Source organism: Micromonospora rosaria, from assembly GCF_001567585.1.
Lineage (GTDB): Bacteria > Actinomycetota > Actinomycetes > Mycobacteriales > Micromonosporaceae > Micromonospora > Micromonospora rosaria.
Window position 1 is genome coordinate 1 of sequence record NZ_LRQV01000241.1, and the last position, 4837, is coordinate 4837.

Annotated in this window: 2 protein-coding genes and 2 pseudogenes; 1 reads left to right on the forward strand and 3 read right to left on the reverse strand. The window is 75.2% G+C overall.

All coding sequences use genetic code 11. From position 1 onward, the window contains the following. The 3 genes and pseudogenes from AWW66_RS31305 to AWW66_RS31315 form a co-directional block, all read right to left on the reverse strand. A pseudogene (locus tag AWW66_RS31305) lies at positions 1–737 on the reverse strand (ribonuclease E/G); the annotation flags it as partial. Positions 738–868: 131 nt separating this feature from the next. Continuing rightward, positions 869–1588, reverse strand: a complete 720-nt coding sequence (locus tag AWW66_RS31310; RefSeq protein WP_083979261.1) for a TIGR03936 family radical SAM-associated protein — start codon at positions 1586–1588, stop codon at positions 869–871. A gap of 173 nt (positions 1589–1761) precedes the next feature. Continuing rightward, a complete protein-coding gene (locus tag AWW66_RS31315) occupies positions 1762–3738 on the reverse strand; it encodes a TIGR03960 family B12-binding radical SAM protein (RefSeq protein ID WP_067374217.1) in 1977 nt (658 codons plus the stop codon). A gap of 184 nt (positions 3739–3922) precedes the next feature. Between AWW66_RS31315 and AWW66_RS34125 the strand changes: the two are divergent. Next, a pseudogene (locus AWW66_RS34125) lies at positions 3923–4837 on the forward strand (hypothetical protein); the annotation flags it as partial.

A 4837-nucleotide genomic window follows, 5' to 3' on the forward strand; every position in this document is an offset into this window, starting at 1 on the left:
GGCTCGACGCCCGGCGGCACCTCGCCGGAGCGCGCCTGGGCACCGCTGCTACGGGTGCGCCGCCGGCCGGCGGCGGGCGCGGGCTCCGCCGTGACGGGGGTGGGCTCCGGCTCCGGGGTGGCGGGGGTCGGCTCGGCGGCGGCCGGCTCCACCGGCTCGCCGGGCGCCACGTCCGCGTCGGCCGGGGCCGGCGCGGCCTCGGCGACGGGCTCGACCGGCGCGGCGGCCTTCTTCCGGCGGGTCCGGGTCACCTTGACCGGCGGTACGACCTCCGCGGAGGCCTCCTCCGCCCCGGTGACGACCAGCGGCTCCTCGGCCGCCTTCTGGGTGGTGGTGGCCTTGCGGCGGCGACGCGGGGTCTTCGGCGCGATGTCCAGGTCCCCGGTGACCGGGGCGAGCACCTCGGCCTGGGGTGCCTCCCCGCTGGCCGCTCCGGTGGCGCTGGACGCCTCGACCGGAGCGTCGGTCTGCTCCGGCGGGCTGACCGGGGCCACCTTGCGGCGGGTGGTCCGGGTCCGGCGCTTCGGCGCGGCCTCGGCGACCGGCTCGCCGACGGCGGCGCTGGCCGCGCCGATCTCCGCCGAACCGGTCACGGTCGGGCTCTCCGCCCCGACCGCTGCGGCGGCGCTGTCCGGGGTGCCGCCCTCGGCGGCGGTGGTGTCGGTGGTGGTGTCGGCGGTCTCGCCGGCCGGCGGGGAAACGGGCTGTTCGCCGCCCTCGGGCTCGTTCTCGAGCATGGACGTTCTCCAGTTCTGGCTACCCCGGGCGCGGGTGAGCGCTGCCACGCAGGGTCGCCGCAAAAGTGTTTCCGCGAGCGCGCGACGTGCGCGACCGCCGAAGTCTGCCTGCCTCGAACGCTGACCGTCGGTCAGCGCTCGCCGATGGCTGCCCCGTCGCGGTCCGCCTCCAACGGATCCACGATCGCACCCTGCGCGGTCAGCGTGCCCTGCGCCAGTCGGGTCACCCGAGGTGAGACCGGCGGCTCCAGGTCGGCCACCACGCGGAGGCCGGTAAGGACGTCATCGGGCCGTACGGACGGGGTGACCTGCCGTACGACCAGTTCGAGTATCGCACACGGTACGGCCGTGTTCTCGGAAGGCGTCTCCGACGGCCCCACCAGATCGACGTGAATCACCGCACTCCGGGCGTCGAACGTCCGACGGCCCTGCTTCGTCATCCGCTCTACCTGGACCTCTGCCGCCGCGGTGAACGCCGTCACCGCCGTGGCCAGCACCTCCGGCTCCACCCCGGGCAGCTCGATCCGCCAGCGTGACGCCTCGATCCGGTCGGCGAGACTGCCCGCCGAGGCCACCACGGCGTCGAGCACGTCGAGGCCGGGCGAGAGCGCCGCGTCCAGCGCCGCGCGCAGGGCCGCCGGGTCGACCGGCTCCCGGAGCCCGATCTCCAGGTACTCCGCCTCGCTGGCGACCCCGGTGGGCGCGGCGCTGGCGTACGAGATCTTGGGGTGCGGGGTGAAGCCCTGGGAGAAGGCGATCGGCACACCGGCCCGCCGCAGCGCGCGCTCGAAGGCGCGGGCGAAGTCCCGGTGCGAGGTGAAGCGCAGCGGCCCACGCTTGGCGTACCGGATCCGGACCCGCTGGACGACCGGCGCCTGGCCGCCCTCCGGCTGTGGTTTCCTGCTGATCGTCGTACTCCTCGTTCGGTCGTCACGTCGGTCACGGAGCCGGCGGCGTACCCGGGCGGGCCGCCGCCGGCAGGTTCCGTGATCGACCGCAGGTGGGGGTGGGGGTGGTGCGGGGGTCAGGCGGTGGGCACCCGCAGGCTGTTGACCGGGGTGAGCGGCAGCAGCTTCTTCCCGGTGGGGCCGATCTGGATCTCGGTGTCCATCGACGGGCAGACCCCGCAGTCGAAGCACGGAGTCCACCGGCAGTCGTCCTGCTCGTACTCGCCGAGCGCGTCCTGCCAGTCCTGCCAGAGCCAGTCCTTGTCCAGGCCGGAGTCGAGGTGGTCCCAGGGCAGGACCTCCAGTTCCTCGCGCTCGCGGGTGGTGTACCAGTCCAGGTCCACGCCGAAGGTCGGCAGCACCTCGTCGGCGGCGTCCACCCAGCGCTGGTACGAGAAGTGCTCGCTCCAGCCGTCGAACCGGCCGCCGTTCTCCCAGACCCGGCGGATCACCGCGCCGACCCGGCGGTCGCCCCGGGACAGCAGGCCCTCGATCAGCGACGGCTCGCCGTCGTGGTACCGGAAGCCGATCGCGCGGCCCAGCGACCGGTCCGCGTTGATCGCCTGCTTGAGCAGCCGGAGCCGGCCGTCGATGACCTCCGGCCGCTCCATCGGGGCCCACTGGAACGGGGTGTGCGGCTTCGGCACGAACCCGCCGATGGAGACCGTGCAGCGGATGTCCTTGCTGCCGGTGGCCGCCCGGCCGGCCCGGATCACCTCGTGCGCCATGTCCGCGATCTCGAGCACGTCGGCGTCGGTCTCGGTCGGCAGGCCGCACATGAAGTAGAGCTTCACCTGCCGCCAGCCGTTGGTGTACGCGGTGACCACGGTGCGGATCAGGTCTTCCTTCGACACCATCTTGTTGATCACGCGCCGGATCCGCTCCGACCCGCCCTCCGGGGCGAAGGTCAGCCCGGTCCGCCGGCCGTTGCGGGACAGCTCCTGGGCCAGGTCGATGTTGAAGGCGTCCACCCGGGTCGAGGGCAGCGAGAGCGACACGTTGCTGCCCGCGTACTGCTCGGCCAGGCCGGAGCACATGTCACCGATCTCGGAGTGGTCGGCCGACGACAGCGACAGCAGACCCACCTCGGAGAAGCCGGAGAACTCCAGCCCCTCCCGCACCATCTGCCCCACGGTGGTGATCGACCGCTCCCGCACCGGGCGGGTGATCATGCCGGCCTGGCAGAACCGGCAGCCCCGGGTGCAGCCCCGGAAGATCTCCACCGCGAACCGCTCGTGCACCGTCTCGGCGAGCGGGACCAGGGGCTTCTTCGGGTACGGCCAGGCGTCCAGGTCCATGGTCGTGCGCTTGTGCACCCGGAACGGCACGTCCGCCCGGTTCGGCACGACCCGCTGGATCCGGCCGTCGGGCAGGTAGTCCACGTCGTAGAAGCGCGGCACGTAGACGCTCTCGGTGCGGGCCAGCCGCAGGAGCAGCTCGTCCCGGCCACCGGGCGAGCCCTCCTCCTTCCACTGCCGGACGATCCCGGTGATCTCCAGGACCGCCTCCTCGCCGTCGCCGAGCACGGCGGCGTCGACGAAGTCGGCGATCGGCTCCGGGTTGAACGCGGCGTGCCCGCCGGCCACGATCACCGGGTCGGCGTCGGTCCGGTCGGCGGCCAGCAGCGGAATCCCGGCCAGGTCGATCGCGGTGAGCAGGTTGGTGTAGCCCAGCTCGGTGGCGAAGGAGACGCCGAAGACGTCGAAGTCGCGCACCGACCGGTGCGCGTCGACGGTGAACTGCGGCACGTCGTGGGCGCGCATCAGCGCCTCCAGGTCCGGCCAGACCGCGTACGTCCGCTCGGCCAGCACGTCCGGCAGCTCGTTGAGCACCTCGTAGAGGATCTGCACGCCCTGGTTGGGCAGGCCCACCTCGTACGCGTCCGGATACATCAGCGCCCACCGGACGGTCGCCGCGTCCCAGTCCTTGACCACCGCGCCCAGCTCGCCACCGACGTACTGGATGGGCTTGGTCACCTGGGGCAGCAGCGGCTCCAGACGGGGCCAGACGGAGTTCGTCGCGACGGGGCGCGGCGTGGTCGACGGGACGCTCATGGACCCCAAGGGTACGCGCCCACCCGCCGACCGCCGCGCCGCACCGCACCCACCGCTGGCGACCGCCTCCGTCGCCGCCGCGCGACGGCCCGCCCCTGGCCGGATCCGACGGGCGGGCGGCCGGGTGCGTCGGCGTGGCACGTCGGTACTAACCTCGCAACCGGCGCGAGAGGAGATTGCCGCGATGCCGGAGCCGCAGCCGGAACACGACCGGCCGGCGGAGGGGGCCACCCCGGCGACGGGCGAGGGCCGGAATCCGGCGGTCGCCGACGGGCCGCCGTCCCCCGCACCACCGACCGCCGGTCCCCGGACCGGCCCGCAGGGCACGCGCGAGCTGCCCACGGTGGACGCCGACCGCACCACCCCGCCGGATGACACCGTCCGGGCGGAGCACCCGGCGCGCCGGGCCGACGAACCCACCGCGCGGGCCGACACCGGCTTGCCCGACGCCCGCGCCACCACCCCGACCAGGACCGACCCGGCCACGACCGAGCCGGCCGGGACCGCCCGGACCGCCGCCCACCCGGCCAGGAGCGAGCTGGCCGGGACCGATCCGGCGGGGACCCGTCCGGCCGCCGTCGACCCGACCCGGGTCGCCGAGCCCGACGACCGCACCGTGCGGGCCGCCGGCACCGGCGACGTCCCGGACGCCGGAACGGGTACGCCCGGTGCCGGGGCCAGCGGGCCGGGTGCCGGCTGGCCGCCCGACCAGGCCGGTGCGCCGGGGATGCCGCGCACCCGGGTGTGGGACGGGCCGGCCGAGGACCTGCTCGGGCACCGGGTGAGCGGGTCGGCGGCGGTCCCGCCACCGCCGCCCCGGCGACGGGTCTGGGGCCAGTCCGCCGAGCCCACCCCGCTGCCGCCCCGGCCCAGTGAGCCGCCACCGGAGGAGCAGACACCGGTGGACCCGTGGGCGGGGGCCGACACCAGCGGCTGGCACCTGCCCTCCACCAGCTATCCGGCGCTGCCACCGACCCTGCTGCACCCCGTTGGCGAGCCAGACCCGGCGTCCCACCCCGCCCCACCGCAGCCGGGCCGCCAGCCCGCCGCGCCGCCCGAGCCGGCCTGGCCCGAGCCACCGGCCCCGCGCACCCCGCCC

Bases quoted from the DNA above. Each gene is read 5' to 3' on its own strand.
- AWW66_RS31315 (WP_067374217.1), bottom strand. From the start codon at position 3,738: ATGAGCGTCCCGTCGACCACGCCGCGCCCCGTCGCGACGAACTCCGTC.